The organism is Polyangium sp. y55x31 (genome assembly GCF_029946505.1).
Lineage (GTDB): Bacteria > Myxococcota_A > Polyangia > Polyangiales > Polyangiaceae > Polyangium.
Genome location: NZ_JARZHG010000034.1, coordinates 105,933 through 124,699 on the forward strand (window position 1 = coordinate 105,933; position 18,767 = coordinate 124,699).

The 18,767-nt window shown below is 69.3% G+C and carries 15 protein-coding genes; 6 read left to right on the forward strand and 9 right to left on the reverse strand.

Annotated features, from left to right (window positions below; genetic code table 11):
- Nucleotides 1-20 precede the first annotated feature (20 nt).
- On the reverse strand, nt 21-2,882 hold the full coding sequence (locus QHF84_RS38890; RefSeq protein ID WP_281318613.1) for a penicillin acylase family protein: 2,862 nt from the start codon (nt 2,880-2,882) through the stop codon (nt 21-23).
- Between the two features lie 93 nt (nt 2,883-2,975).
- Between QHF84_RS38890 and QHF84_RS38895 the strand changes: the two genes are divergently transcribed.
- Nucleotides 2,976-4,871 carry a hypothetical protein gene (locus QHF84_RS38895; RefSeq protein ID WP_281318614.1) on the forward strand — a complete coding sequence of 632 codons (1,896 nt, stop codon included), beginning with the start codon at nt 2,976-2,978 and terminating at the stop codon, nt 4,869-4,871.
- 81 nt (nt 4,872-4,952) lie between these two features.
- Here the strand turns inward: QHF84_RS38895 and QHF84_RS38900 are convergent, their stop codons facing one another.
- Entirely contained in the window at nt 4,953-6,062 is a 1,110-nt protein-coding gene (locus QHF84_RS38900) for a sterol desaturase family protein (RefSeq protein ID WP_281318615.1), read from the reverse strand.
- Nucleotides 6,063-6,117: 55 nt separating this feature from the next.
- On the opposite strand from QHF84_RS38900, the gene QHF84_RS38905 reads away from it, so the two are divergent.
- Nucleotides 6,118-6,636, forward strand: coding sequence for a hypothetical protein (locus QHF84_RS38905; RefSeq protein ID WP_281318616.1), 519 nt, complete (start codon nt 6,118-6,120; stop codon nt 6,634-6,636).
- Here QHF84_RS38905 and QHF84_RS38910 read toward each other — a convergent pair.
- Complete coding sequence (locus tag QHF84_RS38910) at nt 6,609-7,331, reverse strand: 2OG-Fe(II) oxygenase (RefSeq protein ID WP_281318617.1); 723 nt, start codon at nt 7,329-7,331, stop codon at nt 6,609-6,611. The two genes, QHF84_RS38905 and QHF84_RS38910, sit on opposite strands and share 28 nt — an antisense overlap.
- Before the next feature lie 69 nt (nt 7,332-7,400).
- On the opposite strand from QHF84_RS38910, the gene QHF84_RS38915 reads away from it, so the two are divergent.
- Complete coding sequence (locus QHF84_RS38915) at nt 7,401-8,486, forward strand: PCRF domain-containing protein (RefSeq protein WP_281318627.1); 1,086 nt, start codon at nt 7,401-7,403, stop codon at nt 8,484-8,486.
- A gap of 52 nt (nt 8,487-8,538) precedes the next feature.
- Nucleotides 8,539-10,077, forward strand: a complete 1,539-nt coding sequence (locus tag QHF84_RS38920; protein ID WP_281318618.1) for an amino acid permease — start codon at nt 8,539-8,541, stop codon at nt 10,075-10,077.
- Here QHF84_RS38920 and QHF84_RS38925 read toward each other — a convergent pair.
- Nucleotides 10,057-11,055, reverse strand: coding sequence for a hypothetical protein (locus QHF84_RS38925; RefSeq protein ID WP_281318619.1), 999 nt, complete (start codon nt 11,053-11,055; stop codon nt 10,057-10,059). The genes QHF84_RS38920 and QHF84_RS38925 overlap by 21 nt on opposite strands.
- Before the next feature lie 57 nt (nt 11,056-11,112).
- Here QHF84_RS38925 and QHF84_RS38930 point away from each other — a divergent pair, with 57 nt between their 5' ends.
- Entirely contained in the window at nt 11,113-11,769 is a 657-nt protein-coding gene (locus QHF84_RS38930) for a phage holin family protein (RefSeq protein ID WP_281318620.1), read from the forward strand.
- A 7-nt stretch (nt 11,770-11,776) separates the two neighbouring features.
- On the opposite strand, the gene QHF84_RS38935 is transcribed toward QHF84_RS38930, so the two are convergent.
- Nucleotides 11,777-13,225, reverse strand: a complete 1,449-nt coding sequence (locus tag QHF84_RS38935) for a serine/threonine-protein kinase (RefSeq protein ID WP_281318621.1) — start codon at nt 13,223-13,225, stop codon at nt 11,777-11,779.
- A gap of 46 nt (nt 13,226-13,271) precedes the next feature.
- Nucleotides 13,272-14,420: an aminotransferase class I/II-fold pyridoxal phosphate-dependent enzyme gene (locus QHF84_RS38940; protein WP_281318622.1), complete on the reverse strand. Its 1,149-nt coding sequence runs from the start codon at nt 14,418-14,420 to the stop codon at nt 13,272-13,274.
- A 115-nt stretch (nt 14,421-14,535) separates the two neighbouring features.
- On the opposite strand from QHF84_RS38940, the gene QHF84_RS38945 reads away from it, so the two are divergent.
- Nucleotides 14,536-15,966, forward strand: a complete 1,431-nt coding sequence (locus QHF84_RS38945) for an MATE family efflux transporter (RefSeq protein ID WP_281318623.1) — start codon at nt 14,536-14,538, stop codon at nt 15,964-15,966.
- Nucleotides 15,967-15,971: 5 nt separating this feature from the next.
- On the opposite strand, the gene QHF84_RS38950 is transcribed toward QHF84_RS38945, so the two are convergent.
- The 3 genes from QHF84_RS38950 to QHF84_RS38960 all read right to left on the reverse strand — a co-directional run.
- On the reverse strand, nt 15,972-16,490 hold the full coding sequence (locus QHF84_RS38950; RefSeq protein ID WP_281318624.1) for a hypothetical protein: 519 nt from the start codon (nt 16,488-16,490) through the stop codon (nt 15,972-15,974).
- A gap of 150 nt (nt 16,491-16,640) precedes the next feature.
- On the reverse strand, nt 16,641-17,486 hold the full coding sequence (locus QHF84_RS38955) for a LysR family transcriptional regulator (RefSeq protein WP_281318625.1): 846 nt from the start codon (nt 17,484-17,486) through the stop codon (nt 16,641-16,643).
- 1 nt (nt 17,487) lies between these two features.
- Nucleotides 17,488-18,767: hypothetical protein (locus tag QHF84_RS38960; RefSeq protein ID WP_281318626.1), on the reverse strand; the 1,280-nt coding region annotated here is incomplete at its 5' end.

Genomic DNA, 18,767 nt, shown 5'->3' on the forward strand with positions numbered 1-18,767 from the left:
TTGACGTGATTGTTCTGGCGCTACCTCCCCGTCACGACGATGCGCGACGCGGCGGCTGCTACGACATCGGGAAGCAAAAAGGGGACCTGCCGCGTCTGGTTCTTCCGCCAGAGCTCGGCTTGATCACGGAAGTGCGGACTCTGCGAGTCCCACACCACGCCTCCCGGCAGCGCGTTCCACGAGCGCGGTCCTTCCGGATCGAGGTCCACGACGAGGCGCTGCGTCGGGCCGAAATCGTAATCGTAACGAGGCGTCACGTCGAGCCGGGCGGTGAGGGAGAAGTCGGACGAATCGACCGAGAAATTGTCCCCGTGCCGGGGAAAACCGTCCGGAAAAACGGGATCGCCGAGCGGCGGGATCGAGAGCTGCCCGAGGACCGGGAGGATCGCCTCGAAGCGGACGCGATGGCGTGCGCCCCAGCGGTAGGCGCTGATGTCCGGGCCGACATCGGCCGCGAGCGTCCCGAGCGCGTCCACGAGCGCGCGCACGATCCGCTCGTGCTTCGTCTCGATCTCCGGCGTCGCCATGTCGTCCCAGAGCGCGCTCTCGTTCGTGATCGGGTTGTACGTCGGGAGCGCCTCGGGCGATTCGCGCGTGATCGCGAGGATCGCCTTGGCCTTCTGATCCCGCGGCACGAAGGGCCTGCCGGCGTGCTCGAGCTCGTCCCCCAGCACGCGCTCGACGAGGCGGAGGAGCCACGTGTTGAACACGAGCGTCGCCTGCGCCGCGCGCGCCTCGATCGCCGTGTCACCCTCTTCCGGGAGCGGCTTGTTCGTGTCCGGATCGACGCCGCTCATCGCCTCGTAGCCGGCCTCCGTGCCCCACGCCGTGAGCAGCGCGCGCACGTTCTGGACCTTCGCCGCGTCGTAGCCGGCATCGGCCACCACGGCCGTGAGATCGGGGTGCGTTCCGGGCGTCGCGCGTTCCGCTTCGGCTCGATCGATCGCCTCGAGCAGCGCGGGCACGAGCCGCGAGCCGAGCGCCGATTTCGCGTCCCCCTGGATCTTCGCGAGGTCCTCGGGCGTCGCTTTGTCGAGCCCTGCGAGCCGCTCCTGGATGCGACCTTCGCGGAAGCCGATGTCCCACGAGCAAGCGAGGTACATCGGCGTGCCGTCGGGCAGCGTGCCGTTCGAGGGATCGTTGTCGATCGAGTCTCCGATCGGATCGTTGTTCGCCGTCGCGAGGAAGCCCGCCGCGGGGTTTTTCTCCCAGGGAACGAGGTTGTCCGGCAGCGCGCCCGTCCACTCGGCCGAACCATCGCCGGGCAAGACGAGGCACGGCAGCGTGCCCGTGAACGTATCGGGGTTCCACGCGACGGCGCCGGGTTTTCGCGTCGGGAGCTTCGCGTGCGAGGTCCAGAGCACGTTGCCTTGCGTGTCCGCGATCATCCAGTTCTGCGCGCCCACCTGAAAACCGTCGAGCGCGAGCTTGGCCTCGTCGACATTCTTTGACCTCAAAAGACCGAGGATCGCCGCGAGCTCGTTCGTCGGCTCGTCGCCGGTCCAGCGCATGCTCACCGCGCCCTTCGCCGGGTCGAGCGGGGCCACCGTGTGATCGGGCAGGATCTCCGGCAGGATCGCGCCGTGGTGCGGCACGACCGGGACCTTGTAGGTGTACGGCGCGCCGGCCTGGATCTGGATCACCTCGTCGACCGTCTCGATCGCGACGTTTTTCCCTTCGAACACGACCGACTTGCCATCGGGCGTGATCTGCTCGGCGTAGAGATCGGTCACGTCGTAGCCGGCGACCGTCGCGCCCCAGGCGATGTGCTCGTTGTGCCCGAGGATGATCCCGGGGATGCCGGGGAACGCGAGGCCCGAGACTTTCACCCGCGCCGAAGAATCCTTCGGCGTCACCTCCATCGCCACGGGCCAGAAGATCGCGGGTGCGGCGAGCGTCAGGTGCGGATCACTCGCGAGCATCGCGTGCCCCGTGCTGCTCCTGCCTGCCCCGACGGCCCAGTTGTTCGAGCCGAATCCTTCGGGGGCAAACAGATCCTTCGTCTTGCGCAGGGCCTCGCGGTAGCGCTCGGTACGCGCGCCGAGGTCGGGCAGGAGAGGGGAAGGCGCGGGGGCTTTCGCGCCGCCCTGGCCCATCGGATACCCCGTGGTCGTCGTCGCCGGCTCGTACGGCGCGAAGCGATAGAGCTCGCGGAGGATGCCGCTGCGCGCGGCGACCAGCGGATCGCCCGCGTTTTTCGGGAACGCCGCGCCGATCGTCTGGATCGAGATCGTGTCCGCGAGCTCGCCGTCGGCCGAGTGCGAGAGCAGGTACGACTGGAGCCGCGCGATCGCGAGCGCATCGACGCCCGTGAAATCGGTGAAAGCATCGACCGGGACGAGGAAGGCCGCCGCCGGCAGCGCGGCCTCGCGGTCTCGGAGCGCGCGGAAGTGCTGGGAGACGCCGTCCGCGAACGCGTCGACGAGGGTCTTCTCCTCGGCGCCGAGCACCTCGTATTGCTTCTTCGCGACGCGGTGCAGGCCGAGGTTGCGGAAGACGATGTCGTTGTCGATCACGCTCGCGTCGGCGTCGGCGAGGATCTCGGCGAGCCGGCCCTCGGACACGCGGCGGTAAAACTCGATCTGCAGGTGCCGGTCCTGCGCCACGAGGTAGCCCTGCACGCGCACCGCGTCCTCGAAGCTCGACGCGAAGATGTGCGGCCGCCCGTCCTTGTCGCGCACGACGTCCACGGGCGAGGCGAGGTTGTCGATCTGGATGCGCTCGGTGACGGGCAGATCGGCGCGATCGCCGATCGGGCCGAACGGATCCCCCGCAGGCGGCGGCGTCTCGGTCGGGTCCGAGCAGCCGGCGGCGAGGGGCGCGAGGGTCAGGGCGAACAAGCTCAGGAAGCGGGCGATCGGGAAGCGTCGAGGCTCGTGCATGGGTAAGGTCTCCTCCTTCCCGGACTAGCCTGCCGGGTCTTCGGCTCGCCGAAAATTCGTCCCTTTCTCGTCCTCTCTGGCAAGGGACCTCTCATGCGCTTGGTGCAGGCCCCCGCGCCGTCGGGCTCCCCCTCTCCGCCCGTACGACCGTCGTTCGGCGCGTTCTTCGTCGCCGCTTCCCGCAAGACCGAGCTCCTCTCGGAGCTGCGCAGCCGCGGCTACGTGGTGGCCAGCATCCTGCGCCCCCCCGCGCCCGGTCGGCTGCGGCAGGCCGTCGAGGAGGCCGTCGAGAGCGCCCTCGCCATGCGCGGCGCGCCCCCGCCGTCCGTCAACGCCGACGTCGACGGCGCCGCCTCGTTGCGGGATCAGGTCGTGCGGGCCCGCGGCCTCGGCTCCTTCGGTCTCGCCCTCGCCTTGCCCCCGCTCGCGACGCTCGCCGACACCTCGGGCGACGCGCCCGCGCTCGGTCCCTCCGACAGCGCCGTGCTTTCGGTCTTCAACGAAGCGGCCCAGGCCGGCCCCGTGGCGCTCGTCCTCGACGAGGCCGACCGAGCCTTGCGGATCCTCGCGCCCGTCCGCCTCGACGAGCTCGTCGCCGACGCCGCGCCCACGCGCCGCGCCTTGCCCGAGCACTCGCGCGTCGTCGCCCGTCCGCCCCTCACGCCGCCCGCGCCGCCGCCCGAGGCCGAGCCGAGCGACGTGCGTCCCATCACCACCCACGAATCCGCCCCGCCCGAGGCCGACGCCGCGCCCGAGCGCGCGCCGATCGGCCGCCTGCGTGGGCTCAAGTCGGGCCCGCGGCCGACGCCGACCGCGACGCCCGCCGTCGACGGCGCGCCGCGCGCGTTCAAGTCGACCCCGCCGCCGCCGATGGAGGCCACGCCGCCCGCGGAGCCGGCCGCCCCGGCGCCACGTCCTCGCACGCCCTCCTCGCCCGCGCTCGAGGCCGCGCGTGATCGTGACCGCGAGCCCATGCGCGACCGCGAGCCCATGCGCGACCGCGAGCCCATGCGCGACCGCGAGCCCGAGGCCGCCGCCGCGCCCGCCGCGAAAAACGCTCCCGCGGCCGACACGCTCCCCCCGCCGCCGCCCTTGCCCTCGGACCTCGCGCCGCCCTCGCCGCCGGCCAATCCCTCGCCCGTCGAGCGTGTTCTTTCGGCGGCCGAGTGGCGCGCCTTCGCGATGGACCTCGACAATGCGCGGGGCCCCAAGCCTGCCGGCGTCATCGATCGGCTCTTCGCGACCCGCTACATGCCCCTCGTCGGCGCCCTCTCACGTGGCCACGCCGATGCCTCCGTCCAGCGCGTCGTCGACGGCTTCCGCACCTCCTTCGAGCACAGCTACACCGAGGGCTTTGCCGCGATCCGCGCGACGGGAAAACGCCCGCTCATGGTCCTCGACGCGCCCGACGTGGCCGCGCGGATCGCGCGCCTCAACAACGCCCGCGCCGTGCGCCTGCTCCTCGTCGACGCCCTCCGCTTCGACCTCGGCGAGCGCGTGATGGCGCGCCTCAAGCCCACCTTGCAGGGCCGCGCCGTCTGCGTCGACCGCACCTTGCTCTGGAGCGCGCTTCCCACGACCACGCCCGCCCAGGTCGCGCTCCTCGGCCGCGGCCCCGAGGGCCTACGCGACCCCTTGCCCGAGCCCGGCCCCGAGCCCGACATCGTCCGCGGCCGCGCCCTCTCCACGATTCGCCGCGAGCGGTACGGCACCAAGGAAGTCTTCAAGCTCGACCTCGTCGAGGCGCGCCTGCGCGGCGTCGGCCCCGGCTTCGACGAGCGGCTCGGCAGCATCGCGGACGAGACGGCGCAGGTGATCTCGCGCTTCGTCGAGAGCTCGCCGCCGCGCACGCTCCTCTTCGTCTTCGGCGACCACGGCTTCCGCCTCTCGTGCGACGCGCGGGGCACGGCGCCTGCGACCCAGGGCGGCGCGAGCCCCGAGGAAGTGCTCGTCCCCGGGTATGCGTGGCTCGTGGGTGGGGTGCATTGAGCGCGCTGTCCCGTCACCTGGACGGGGCATAGATCGGATCGGACCGCTGCCAGCACGGCCAGCCGGCCCGTTCAAAAAGGCTCAAACCAGGGTCATCACGACGAACGGCGTGGCGACGAGCCGAAGCGCCTCGACGGGTTTCGCCCATGTGCGCCCCTCGATGATGCCGCCGAGCCCGACGAGAGTGACGGCGATCCACGCGATGAACGCGAGTTGCATCGTCAGCGGCCGGGGGTCCAGGTCATTGTTGATAAGGAAGCGTATCATCATCGCGATCGTGAGCCCCGTCATCGCCATCAAGTAATGCTTCGCCCCGCGGCTGAGCTTCACGTCGTACTTGGGCCGATCGAGCCTGATCTGGGTGTCGGCCTTCGCCGTGCTCTTCGGCCGCCAGTCGGGAGGCATGAGCCAGACGCGCAGCTCATCCAGGGAGTCCGATGTGCGCGACGCGCGTTCGATCGCATCGTCCAGCGGGGCCCACATGCAGTGGACCGGGTCGAAGGACGCGATCGGCTCGACCGTGCCGTACACCGGCTGCTCGTGCTCCTCCGCGAACGTGCCGAATATGCGATCCCAGATGATCAGCATGCCCCCGAAGTTCTTGTCGAGGTAGCGGGGGTTGATGCCGTGGTGGACGCGGTGATGCGAAGGCGTGTTCAGCACCCACTCGAGCGGGCCGAGCTTGCCGACGAGCTCGGTGTGGAGGAAGAGCTGGTAGGCCGCGTTGATGGTGACTGCAATGGAGGCCATCCTGGGGGGAAACCCGATGAACGCGAGGGGCAGGTAGAACGCGCGCTCGAAGAATCCCTGCGTCGGGTGCTGACGGATCCCGAGGGTGAGGTTGTAGTCCTCGCCCTGGTGATGCAGCGCGTGCGAGGTCCAGGCGACACGCACGCGGTGCGAGAAACGATGAAACCAGTAGTAGCAAAAGTCGACACCGATGAGCAGCCCGATCCACCCGATCGGTGAGTTTGCCTTGATCTCGAAGGCGGCAGAGCCCTGGTAGATGAATTCGTAGCTGACCTGCAGGAAGCCAAAGAGAAGAACAGCGGGGGCGAGCTGCGCCATGCCGAGCAGCAAGTTCGACGTCGCATCCGACACGCGAAAGACCTGCCGCCCACGCGTGCGGCCCACGTGCCATTCGAGACCCATGACGAGGACGAAGAACAACAACAGGAGCCCTTGAAGCACGGTGGACGAACCTACTACCACACGCCCACTTCATCCCGTAGTAGGATGGCGCATCGTGGACCTGACCCGGAAGCACCCAGAGAAGCAGCGCTTCGGGCCCATGGTTCGCGAGCTGGCCATCACCTTCGTGTTGCTCGCGCTCGTCGCTGCGTCTTTCGTGCGAGGTGACAGGTTCGTGCCAGACCTCCCCAATCCCTCGCGGCTCGTGGATGTGGAGGCCGTGCACGAGACGCTCCGCGATGTTTGCGGGGCGTGGGCGCCCGCGGACAATCTCGTCCTTCGTATCTCGACGCTCGCTGAAAGCAGTCAGCCGGGGCGATCAAGCCGTCCTGAGAACCCCTGGGCAGGCCTGGAGCTCGGCCCGCTCTTCGATGATTACGTTTTTCCGGTCCTCAAGGTGCTCGCCGTGGGACTCCTCGGGAGGGAACGACGTATCGGCTCATGGGGAGCGCTGATTCTTTCCGTGATCCTCACGCCGATCGGAGGACTGCTCGTCACGCTGCTCTCCGGGCCTCGGCCGCCTTCGCCCGACGCCGAGGCGACGCGTCACCGCGAAGCGCGCGACGGCGCATAGATCAGATCGGACCGCACCGCATACTTCACGCCGGCCGTGACCTCGGCGCCCTCGTGCAGGAGCAGGTGGTCGAACACGACGACGCTCCCCGGGGCCGGCCGCACCGCGAATCGCACGCGATTGTCGAATTTGCGCCCTCGACCCTCCCCGCGGCGGCTCTTCTTGTCCTTCACCTCGAAGAAGCGTGTCGAGCCGCCCTCGAAGCCCTCGTTCAAATAGATCATGAGCGACGCGCGCGTCTCGCCCCGCGGCACGGCCGTGCGCACGTCGAGGTGCGGGGAGAAGCGCTGGCCGACCTCGTACCGATAGACCCGAAAGCGATCGTTCAGGCCCACGAGGGGCGAGGCCTCGTGCTCCGTGTCCACGTGGCCGCGAATGCGCGCCCAGAGCCCTTCGGCGAGCCGCTGCGCGTCCAGCACGACGCGCAGGTTGTTGCGGGCCGCGAGGTTCACCCGGTACGTGTCGTTGCCAATGGCGAGCCCCGCGTGCGTGAAGCCGATCGCCTCCGCCGTGGCGATCAATCGCTTGCATTCCTTCGGCGACATCACGCCGTGCAGGAGATACACTCCCTTCTCGACGTCCTCGCGGCGGACCGCGACGGCGCGGTCCTCGTCGAGCAAGACCTCGTCGAAGCGATGCGGTACGGCGCGGAAGGTCTCCTCCCGGCGGAAGGAGATGTGGGTTCGGGTTTTCATGGACATCTCCTCGGGCAGCCTGGACGCCTTTGACGGAGCGAGCGCCATAGTGTATACGATGGCGCATGAATTCTCCCATCCTCGAACGCCTCGCCGAGCTTCGTCGACGCCTCACCCGGCTCCGCGACGGTCTTTGACCTCCCCCGGCAGGCGCGACGCCTCGCCGAACTCGACTTCCTTCTCAGCGAAACCGACCTCTGGCGCGACCGCGAACGTGCGGAAGAGCTCCTCGCGGAGCGAGCACGTCTCGGCGCGCTGAACGATCGGATCACGCACGCCGAGCGCACGCTGGGCGATACGCATGGGTTCGTCCTGCTCGCCCTCGACGAAGGCGACGCGGGCGCGCTCGCTGCGGCCGAAGCCGATCTCGCGTCCCTCGACGTCGAGCTTCGCGAGGCCGAGCGCTCGTGCGTGCCCCCCGAACCGGAGGGGTGCATCGGCGCGATCGTGTCCCTTCAACCTGGCGCGGGCGGTGTCGATGCCAAAGACTTCGCGGCAATGCTCTTGCGGATGTATCTCCGCTGGGCGGCGCGGCGGGGGCTCGTCGTCGAGGAGCTCCACCGGCAGGAAGGAAACGAAGCGGGAATCGACGGCGTCGCGCTCCGGATCCCGGGCGCCGGCGTGTACGGCGCTCTCCGGGGCGAGACCGGCGTCCATAGGCTCGTGCGCGTCAGTCCCTTCGGCAAAGGGGATCGGCGACAAACCTCGTTCGTCGCGGTCGAGGTCCTGCTCGATATCGACGACGTGATTCCCGTCGAGATTCGCGACGACGATCTCGAGGTGACCGCGATGTGCGCCGGCGGGCCCGGCGGACAGAACGTCAACAAGGTCGCGTCGGCAGTCCGGATGCGCCACCTTCCGACGGGGATCGTCATCGTCGCTCGGTCGGAGCGCAGCCAGCATCAAAACCGCGCGAGTGCGCTCCGGCTCCTGCGGAGCAAGCTCGTCGAGCTCGAGCTCGAGCGGCGCGAACAGGCCGCGGCGGCGCGGCGCGGCGCTCGTCCAGTCGCTCGATTCGGCCACCAGCGGCGCAGTTATGTCTTCGCGCCGCAGCGGCTCGTGCGTGACGAGATCACGGGGGACGTGAGCCCCCATGTCGAGCGTGTCCTCGACGGCGACCTCGACCTCCTCCTCGAACCTCCCCCGAAAAACTGATCCACCTCGGCGCGCGCTCGCCTACGCTGGAGGCTCCCTCGGCGAGCCTCCCATGCAAGATCCCGCGCGCACCGACGTCCCCACCGAAACCACCCCGCACGCCGAATCCGAGGTCGTCGCAGACGACGTCCGCCAGCTCCACCGGATGGGGTATGCCCAGGAGCTCCTCCGGCGGATGAGCGGATTCTCGAATTTCGCCGTCTCCTTTTCGATCATCTGCATCCTCGCCGGCGGCCTCACCTCCTACCACCTCGGCCTTTCCGCCGCGGGCGGCGCTTCGATTGGCCTCGGCTGGCCGCTCTCCTGCCTGCTCTCCTTTTGCTTCGCGCTCGCCATGGCCCAGCTCGCCTCGGCGTTCCCGACGGCGGGCGGCCTCTATCATTGGGCGTCCATTCTCGGCGGAAAGGGCATCGGCTGGGCGACGGCCTGGTTCAACCTCGTCGGCCTCGTCACCGTCCTCTCCGCCATCAACGTAGGCGCGTATCTCTTCATCGCGAGCTCGCTCGGCCCCGTCTTCGGCGTCGACCCGGAAACACTCGGCCCGGGCCACCAGCTCGCCGCCGTCGTCGTCATCACCGGGACGCAGGCCCTCTTCAATCACCGCGGCATTCGCCTCACCACGCGCCTCACCGATTTCAGCGGCTACCTCATCTTCGTCGTCGCGATCGTCCTCACGGGCTCGATGCTCCTGTTTGCGCCGCGCCTCGAAGTGTCGCGGCTCGTCACGTTCACGAATTTCAGCGGCCCGAGCGGCGGCGACGTCTGGCCCGCGACGAACAGCGTGACCTGGCTCTTCCTGCTCGGCCTGCTCATGCCGGCGTATACGGTCACCGGGTTCGACGCCTCCGCGCATACCGCGGAGGAGACCGTCGGCGCCGCGACGAACGTCCCCCGGGCCATTCTGCGGGCCGTGCTCCTCTCGGGCATTTTCGGCTACCTGATGGTGGCCTCGATCCTCCTCGCCATGCCGAGCGTGGAGGCCGGCGCCGCGAAAGGCCCTGGCGTGTTTTTCTGGGTGATGGGCGAGATCCTCCCGCGCCCTTTGCAGATTGCCCTCTACGTCGGCATCGGCATTGCCCAGTACCTTTGCGGCCTCGCCACCGTCACCAGCGCCTCGCGCATGACGTACGCGTTCGCCCGCGACGGCGGCCTGCCCTTTTCGTACGTCCTCCGCCGCGTGAGCGAGGTGCACAGGACGCCCGTGCCTGCGATCTGGGCCGTCGCGGCCGTGAGCACGGCGTTCACCGTCTACACGCCCGTGTATTCGACGATCACCGCGGTTTGCACGATTTTTCTCTACATCTCGTATGGCATGCCCATCGCGCTCGGCCTCTTCGCCCATGGCCGCACCTGGACCACGATGGGGCCTTTTTCGCTCGGCCGGTGGTATCGCCTCGTCGCCGTGATCTGTGTCCTCGGCTGCGCGCTCGTGCTCGCCATCGGCGTCGCGCCTCCGAATGACAAGGCCCTGCCGATCACGCTCGGCGCGGTCCTCCTCTCGGCCGCCGTGTGGTTCGGCGGCCTGCGGCGCGTGTTCCAGGGGCCGCCGGCGGTGGCCGCCTCCAGCTCGTCAGCACCGGATCATGGTTAACGCCACGAGGATCCCGAAGACCGCGAGTCCGCCCATGATGACCGGCCCGATGGCCTCCAGGAATGCATCGATGCGCTCCACGACGCCCGGGGGCTTTGCCTTGACCCGGGCCCGGTTGCCCGGGGGCAAGCTCGCGAGCCCGAATCCGTCGGCGACCTCCCGGGAGGACAAACCCTCGCAGAAGGAATAATAGACTTTGTAGAGCCCACGATTCTCGATCCGGACGCAGTCTTTCCCCAGCTTGAAGTATTCGGCATTGGAGGAGCGCCGCTCCTCCACGCAAGGGTCGGAGACCTGGACCGAGCGCTCCAAAACGGCGTTGCTAGCGCCGCTCATCTCGTACAACGCGCCGTCGTACGTGACCAACGAGTCTCGGCCGTCCTTGAATTTCACGTCCTCCGGCCGGAGCGGGGTCACGAGATACCACGCGTCCCCGAGCTCGAGAAGTCGCGTGCATTGCGCGCGCGGACCCGTGCCGAGCATGTATTCGAAGTGATGGTACGTGCCGTCGCCGTGCTCGGTCGCGAACATCACGAAGCCCGTCACCTCGACGTCTCGGCCGCGGATTCGGCCCTTCGCTCCGACGGCGAGGTAAGGCTCGGTCGGCGCGTCCGGCGTGAACACGGCGCGGCCGGGCTTGACGTGGCGGCATTCCACGACGGCCTCGCAGTAGCGGCACGTGAAGAAACCCTGCGGCGAGAGCTCCTTCCACCGCAATGGGCCGCTGCAGGACCCGCAGCCGAGCGTCGTGACCGCCACCTCGTCCTCGTCCTCGTCGAACCCGAGCCGCTCCTCGCGGACCACGATATCGATCCGCCCGGGCCCGTACACGACGTCGCCCGCTCTCCAGTCGATACGAACGACGGCGAGCCGGCAGCTCGGGCACGGCTCGACGTGCGGGCCGGGCGAGTGGAATGTCAGCTGCTCGTCGCACGAGGGACATCGCGCTCGTCGCTCCGTGACGGCGACCGATTTCATGCGGTGATGGTATCGGAAAGCACGGCGCGAGGCCACGTGGTATCCTCGCGGCGAACCATGCCGGCTGCCTCCTCCGACCCTGCCCCTCCGCCTGCCGGCGTGACCTGCCGTTTTTGCCAGGAGCGCCTCTCGACCTGGACCGAGAGCCATTGCCCGCGTTGCGGCGGCGCCCTGCCGGCTCCGGATCGCCCCCGCGAGTCGCCGCCGGACGCGCCGCCGCGCCGCCTGCCCTTGGGGTATCGCCGGCATGCGCTCTTGCAGCACCAGGCCGTGCGGAGGGGCCTGCTTTATGCGGGCTTCGGCCTCTTCTTGTGGATCCCGGGCTTCCTCGTGTTGTTCCTGCTCGCGCCCTGGCTCGACGGCATATGGATCGTCGGCGTCGGGTTCCTCCTCGTCGGCGTGATCAGCGGCGCCATCGGGTATGCCGATTGCAGCCACGCGCTCACCCTTTGGCGCGAGCACCTCCACCTCCTCACGCACGGCACCGCGGTTCGGGGGCTGATCACCGCCTCACACGTGGACACGTCGACGTTCGTGCGGGGCCGCCATCCCCATCGCATCGAATACGTCTTCATGGTGGAAGGGCGCTCGACGAAGGGGTCGGTGGAGGCGCCTGGGATCCCGAAAGATCGATATCGTGTGGGAATGCCGGTCTGGGTGCTGTACACCCCGGGCAACCTCGCGAGAAGCTCGATCTGGCCCCCCGTCCGGTAGCCGTTCGTCAGAGCAAAACGAATATCACGAAAAACCCGATGAGGAACACGATCGCCGCGCCCACCGCGATGGCGACGTAAAACCCCATCTTGCTGACGGGGTGCACGTGCTGCGCCGGCCGCTGGTGCAGCTCCGTCACCGTCAACTGTTGTTGCCGCGCGCTGAGCAACGTCGGCGACATGGCGCCCGGCGGAGGCGCGGTCGGCGGCGGCGCGGTCGGCTCGTCCTCGATTTGCGCGCCTGCCATGGGCATCGGCGGCGGCGCGAATACGCCGGACGGCTCGACGTAGACCTGCGTCGGCTCCGAATCACGCGAAGACCGCGGCGGCGGGACGTACGCGGGTTTCGGCCGCCGCGCCGATTCCTCCGCGCGCGGCGGCGAGGAGGACGACGGCGGGGCCATGACCAGCGTGCCGAGCGGCCCGGACGAGGGTGCCGGAAAACTCCCCGACGTCGACGAACGGAGCCCCGGGGGCGGGCTCGATGGCGCCGATTCCGCCATCACCAGCGTGCCGAGCTGACCCCGCATCGGCAGCTCGTCGAGCACCGACGTGCGCGCCGCGCTGTTCGTGCTTTCGCCATTTCCTTTGGCGGGCGCCATGGGAGCCGCGGGCGCAGCCGCGGGTTTCCGCCCCTGCGCCGCGAATACCTCGAGCATGTGCGCGACGACCATCGCGCTGCCGATGCGTTTGTCGCGCTCGCGCTCCATGCACCGCGCCACGATCTCTTCGAGCGCCGGATCCACCGATGACGTGAGCTGCGAGATGCGCGGCACCGGCCCGCTCGTGATCTTCGCCGTGATGTCCGCGCGCCCGCCCTCGAAAGGCCGCTGCCCCGCGAGCATCTCGAACAGCACCACGCCGAGCGACCAGAGATCCGTACGCACGTCGAACGATTCCGGTGCGGCGAGCTGCTCCGGGCTCCGATACGACGGCGATCCCAGGCCGAGCGTCTCCGCCACGACCGCGGGTACGGCCCGCGCGACCCACAGATCCAGCAATTTCACCACCGGCTCGTCCGTGCCCGGGCTTCCTTGCAGGAACACGTTCGCCGGCCGGAGATCGCCGTGCACGAGCCGCGCGCCATGCGCGATCGACAGCGCCGTCGCGATGTCGCGCCCGATCTGCGCGGCGAGCGGCGGCGGCAGCGTGCGCTCGCGCGCGAGCCGGTCGGCGAGCGTCTCGCCCGAGAGCAGCTCCATGGCGACGAACGGCTCACCGCCGCCCGTCTCGCCGACGTCGAGGATCGTGACCAGCGTGGGATGCTTGGCGGCTTGCGCCGCGCGTGCTTCCTCGCCGAGCCGCTGCCCGACTTCCTGGTTCGGGATGCTGAGGAGCTTCAGCGCGACGTGACGCGACGCCGTGTGGTCCTCCGCCTCCCAGACCGCCCCGAGCGCGCCCGTCCCGATTTGCCGCACGAGGCCGTATCTATCGCCGATGAGTTCGCCGCCGCTCATTGCCCTGTTCGTGCTCGATCGAAAAGATGCCCGATTGCGGAATTCTTCAGAAAAGCGAACGAATGCGCCGCGCCGCCTCTTCCAGCACGGCGTCCTCCTTCGCGAAGCAGAACCGCGCGAGCGTCTCGCCCACCGGATCCCCGTAAAACGAGGTGCCGGGGACGCTCGCGATGCGGATCTTTTCGAGCAGGAGCATCGCCGCCGCCTTCGCGTTCGGCGCGCCGAGCCGCCGGATGTCGGCGAGCACGTAATAGGCGCCCCGCGGCACGTAGGGCGTGAGGCCCGCGTCCGCGAGCGCGCTGCAGAGGATATCGCGCTTCTTCTGGTAGCTCTGCCCGATCGACGCGAAGTAATCGTCCGGCATCCCGAGCCCTGCCACCATCGCATGCTGGAGCGGCGTCGGCGCGCAGACGTAGAGCAGATCGTGCGCCACCGTGATCCGCCGCGCCGCCTCGGGCGGCGCCGTCAGATACCCGCACCGCCAGCCCGTCACCGCGAACGTCTTCGAAAACCCCGAGATCGACACCGTCCGGGCCGCCGCATTTTTCCGCGTCGCGAGCGGCACGTGCTTCTGCCCGTCGAACACGATGTGCTCGTAGATCTCGTCCGTGATCGCCACGAGGTCGTGCGCGAGGGCCGCGTCCGCGAGCCAGTCGAGCTCCTCCTCGCTCCACACCTTGCCGCTCGGGTTCGACGGCGTGCACACGACGACGGCGCGGGTACGAGGACCGATCGCCCGCGCAAAAGCCTCCCGATCGATCTCCCACGACGGCGGCCGCGTGGGAACGAGCACGGGCACGAGCCCGAGCGCGAGCACCGTGTTCAAGTGGTAGCCGTAATACGGCTCGAACAGGATCACCTCGTCGCCCGGATCGAGCAGCGCGAGGCACGCCGCCGCGAACCCGCCCGTCGCGCCCGACGTCACCACCACCTCGCTCGCCGGATCCACTTCACGCCCGTAGCGCTTCTTCAGATCGGCCGCGATCGCCTGACGAAGCGGCAGGATCCCTTCGGGCGCGGTGTAGATCGCCACGCTCGCGTCGATCGCGGCGTTCGCCGCGCGCGCCACGGGCGGAGGTGTCGGCAGATCGCACACGCCTTGCCCGAGGTTGATCCCAGACACCGCCTCACACGCGCGGCTCATCGCGCGAATGTCGGAGATGACCAGCGAGCTCAGGCGTTGACCGATCCGCATGGCTGCACCCTACCTCAACACGGACCTGGAAGTCCCCTCCGCTGCGCACGGCGGTGACCACGAAGCCGAAGGCCGCCCCTTGCCCGAACGGCCAGACCGTGGCACCCCCGGCCCCGTGCGTCCGTCACCTCTCGCCGAGATCCGCCTCGTTCGTGAGGGTGATCGCGCCCTCATGGCCGAGGTTTGGTCGCTCGCCTGGCCGGCGATCACGCACATGCTGCTGATTACGCTCGTCTTCCTGGTCGGGCGGCTCATGCTCGGCCGGTACTCGCCGACCGCGCTCGCGGCGATCCAGATCGGCGGGGCCACGACCTGGACCCTTTACTCCGTCTGCACCGCCTTCTCCGCCGGCACCATCGCCGTCGTGGCCCGTCGTGTCGGCGCCGGTGACCGCCCCGGCGCAGCCCGCGCCTCCCGCGCCGCGCTCCTTTTTGCGGCCGGGCTCGGCGCCGTCGTTGCGTGTGCGCTGTTTTTCGCGGAAGGCCCCTTCATTCGAACGCTCTTTCCGCGCGCGGGCGCCGCCGTGCAGGCGCAGGCGGGCGCGTACCTCCGCATCGCGTGCTGGGCCATGCCGCTCACGTTCGTCGAGGCGATCGCGGCCGCGTCGCTGCAGGCCTCGGGCGACACGCGCACGCCGCTCGTCGTCGCGGGCGTGGGCAATGTCCTGAACCTCGCGCTCAACGCGCTGCTCATCTTCGGCCTCCTCGGCCTGCCCGAGCTCGGCATTCGTGGCGCCGCCGTGGCGAATGGCGCGACCATGGCCCTCGAAGGCCTCCTGCTCACCTTCGCCCTCTTCCGCCGCACGAGCCCGCTGCCCTTGAACGAGGCGAGCTTCGAGGGCGCGGGGGGTATGGGGGGCGTAGCTCCGCATGCCTCCGCGAAGCCCCCCATCGTCGACTTCGATGCATTGAAGCGCGTCCTCGGGATCTCGGGCGCGGCGTTCGGCGAGAAGGCTGCGTATCACCTCGGGTACATGTTCTACCTCGCGATCATCGCGCTCCTCGGCGAGGTCGCGCTCGCGGCGCATCAGGCGGCGGTCAGCATCGAGTCGATCTCGTGGCTCTCGGCGGACGGGTTTGGCATCGCGGCGGGCGCGATCGTGGGCCAGAAGCTCGGGGCGAAGCGGCCGGAGGACGCCGCGCGGGCGGGCCGTGTCGCGGCGATGCTCGCCGTGTTTTGCTTGAGCCTCGTCGGGCTCTCGTTCTTGACGATGGCGCCTTTGCTCGTCTCGGCGTTCACGCCGGATCGGCCCATCGTGGAGACGGCCGTCCCGGCGATGCGCGTGGGTGGTTTCGCGCAGCCGTTCATGGGGTTCGCGATGGTCACGGCGATGGCGCTGCGCGGCGCGGGCGACACGCGCACGGTGCTCGGCACGATGATCCTCTGCGGCCTCTTTTTGCGGGCGAGCGTGACCTGGCTCTGCGCGATCAAGCTCGACCTCGGGCTCGCGGGCGTGTGGATGGGCAGCACGGCGGACTGGATCTGCCGGGCCGTGCTGCTCGGCTGGGCGTTTGCGCGGGGGCGGTGGAAGAAGGTCGAAGTGTAGGGGCGCTACATGCCGCCGACGCAGGCGTTTTCCACGCAGCTCTGGTCGTTCTGGCAGTCGTTCGTCGACACGCATTGCACGCCGAGGCACGACGGCAGGTCGGCGCACGCGACGTCGTCGCCACAATGGGCGAGGTCGGTCTGCTGATCCACCGTGAAGCCTTCACAATCGGTGCGGCACTGCGCGGCCTCGTCCGCGTCGAGGCCGCAGTCCAGGAAATGGTCGCAGGCCGCCTTGCACCCGGCGAGGCTGTCGAACATGGGCGTCTCTGCGTCGGACGTGGGCCGATCGATGCATTGCCGCGGCGCGGCCGCGTTCGGATCGCACATCTGCGACGGGTCGCAATTGTCGTCCGTGAGACAGCCCTCCTCGCATACGGAGAGCGAGGGATCTGCGCAGTGTTGACCGGGCGAGCAGAAGACCTCGCCGCCGCAATGGTCGAAGCCGGGTCCCTTGTGGGGTACGTAATCCTGGCGCATCGTGCACCCGAGGCCCAACGCGCCGAGCGCGAGGGCGAGGAGCAAGCCGGACGAGAGCGGAGCTAGTCGAAGTGATGCAAGCATAAGGACCTCCGTTCGGGGTGGCCCATTTGTGCGGCGTGTACACGTCCGTGTCGCGTTGCAGAGCTGCGAAAAGAGTTCGCAGCTCTGCAACGACGTCGCAGAGCCGCCGGCTCAGAGCGCCGCGCGAAACCGCCGCGTGAGCGCGTCCATGAGCACCCGCACGCGGGGCGTCTTGCGCAGGTCGGGGTGGGTGAGGAGCCAGGCGGTCCGTTCGAGCGGCGCGACGCGCTCCCGATAGGCGGGCATCTCCACGAGATGCGGGTGGAGCGCGGCGAGGGGGCGCGGAATGAGCCCCACGCCCACGCCGCCGGCGACGAGCGACACGAGCGCGCTGAATTGCGCGCGCGTGGCATAATGGCTGGCGTGCTCGCGCTCCCAGGCCGACTCGGGCGAGGAGCGCTCGCTCAGCGCGCGCACGACCCAGAGCGGCTCGGGCTCGCGCCGCACGGCCTCCGCGGTCCCGAAGACGCCGTACGGCAGTTTGCCGAGCCGAACCCCCCAGCACCCCGGCGGCGGGCGCCGCATGATGCCGATCGCGACGTCGACCTCGCGGTCACGGACGCTCGGCCCCGAATCGCCGAGGATGAGGCTCACGCGGAGCGGGTATTGCGTGGTGACCTCGGCGATCGGGTCCACGAGAAAGGGGAGCAAGGCCTCCACCGTCGTGAGGCTGACCTCGCCGACGATCTCCGTGGCCTGGGCGTGCACGTGCCCCGCGACCTCGGCGATGGCCTTGCGCATGCGGTGACCGCATTGCGCGAGCATGGCGCCGGTCTCCGTCAAACCGCTCCCGGCGGGTCCTCGCTCGAGGCACGGAGAGCCCACGGCGGATTCGAGGATCGCAATGCGACGGTAGACGGTCGAGACCGACACGCCGAGCTCGCGGGCGGCGCCGCCCACGCCGCCGGCGCGGGCGACCGCTTCCAGATAACGGACGTCTTCCCAGAGAATCGACATGTCAGGGCTCGATCTTCGACGGGAAATCGACCGGATCGGGGCACGCTTGAATGAGCAGCGACGCGCTCGTCGTGCACAGGAACGTCGACGAGTGGTCCTCGTAGCCGAACGTGTACACGTACGGACATTCGCCCTTCACGGCCGGGCTGTAATCGGTGCCCGCCTGCACCCCGAGCGCGGTGCAGCCGGCGCTGTCGTACCGGTAAGTCGACCCATTGTACGTGTGCACCGAGTCGGGACAGCAATACTTGAGGCAAGCATCGTCCCCTGCAGAGGCCTTTTGCGTCACCGTGCAGAGGTCACACCCGCCGAGGCACGTATTCGCCTTCCCCGGCGCCGCGTCCGTGCAGCCCGCGGGTCCACACGAGAACCTGCGATTCGCGTGGACCCCCTCGTCGTGCCCGAACCCGACCGCGAAATCGGGCGCTCCGTTCCAGGTCCACTCGGGCCCGCCGATGTTGCCCGCGTTGAACACGGTGCCCGTGGGGATGCGATTCGCGTCACTTCCATCCGGGCACGTCCCGCAGGAGCCCACGATCACCTTCTTGCCATTGCCGTCGATCATCGTGGGGCACTCCTTGCACCCCGCGGGCGCCGGCGCGAATGCGTCCGAGCCGTCCGGACATTGCGTGTTCACGTCGAACCGACATCCCGTCCCGCGGCACCAGAAAACGTTGTTCGGATCCGGCGCGCCGCCCCCGCAGCTCTTCATGCCGACCGCGCTCGCCGTCGTCCACGCGTTGACCGCGCTGATGTCGTAATAAAGCGAGCCCTGGCCGGGGTTGTCATAGGTGAACTCGAACGTGGAGTTCTTCGCGGCCTCGCTGCCGACCTCGCACGCATTGCCGTACGGATTGCACCCCGTCGCGAGCCAGCCCGTCCCGCTCGGGAACGCGGCGTCGTTCGGCAGGACGATCTCGTGCTGCTCGCCGGGCTCGAGCTCGAAGAACGGATTGCACGCGCAGGTATTGCCCTTGCAATACACGAGCCCCGGATCCCCGCCGCCGGCCATGTTCTTCGCGATCTCCGTGCATTGCCCCACGCCCTCGGGATCGCCGCACGCCGCGCCGTTCCACGCGCAATCCGTCGGCCGCGCCCACGTCGGCGTGGTCCTTCCATCCATCTTGAACCAGCGCGTCTCGGTGCAATTGTTCACGAGCTTGATCCGGCGCACGCCGTCGTCCGCGGGACAGAATGCCGTCCCGGCCTCGTACGCGGGCCCGCGCGAGCCCGCGCCGCCGCTGCCGCCCGCGCCCGCGCTGCCGCCCGAGCCCGGGCCCG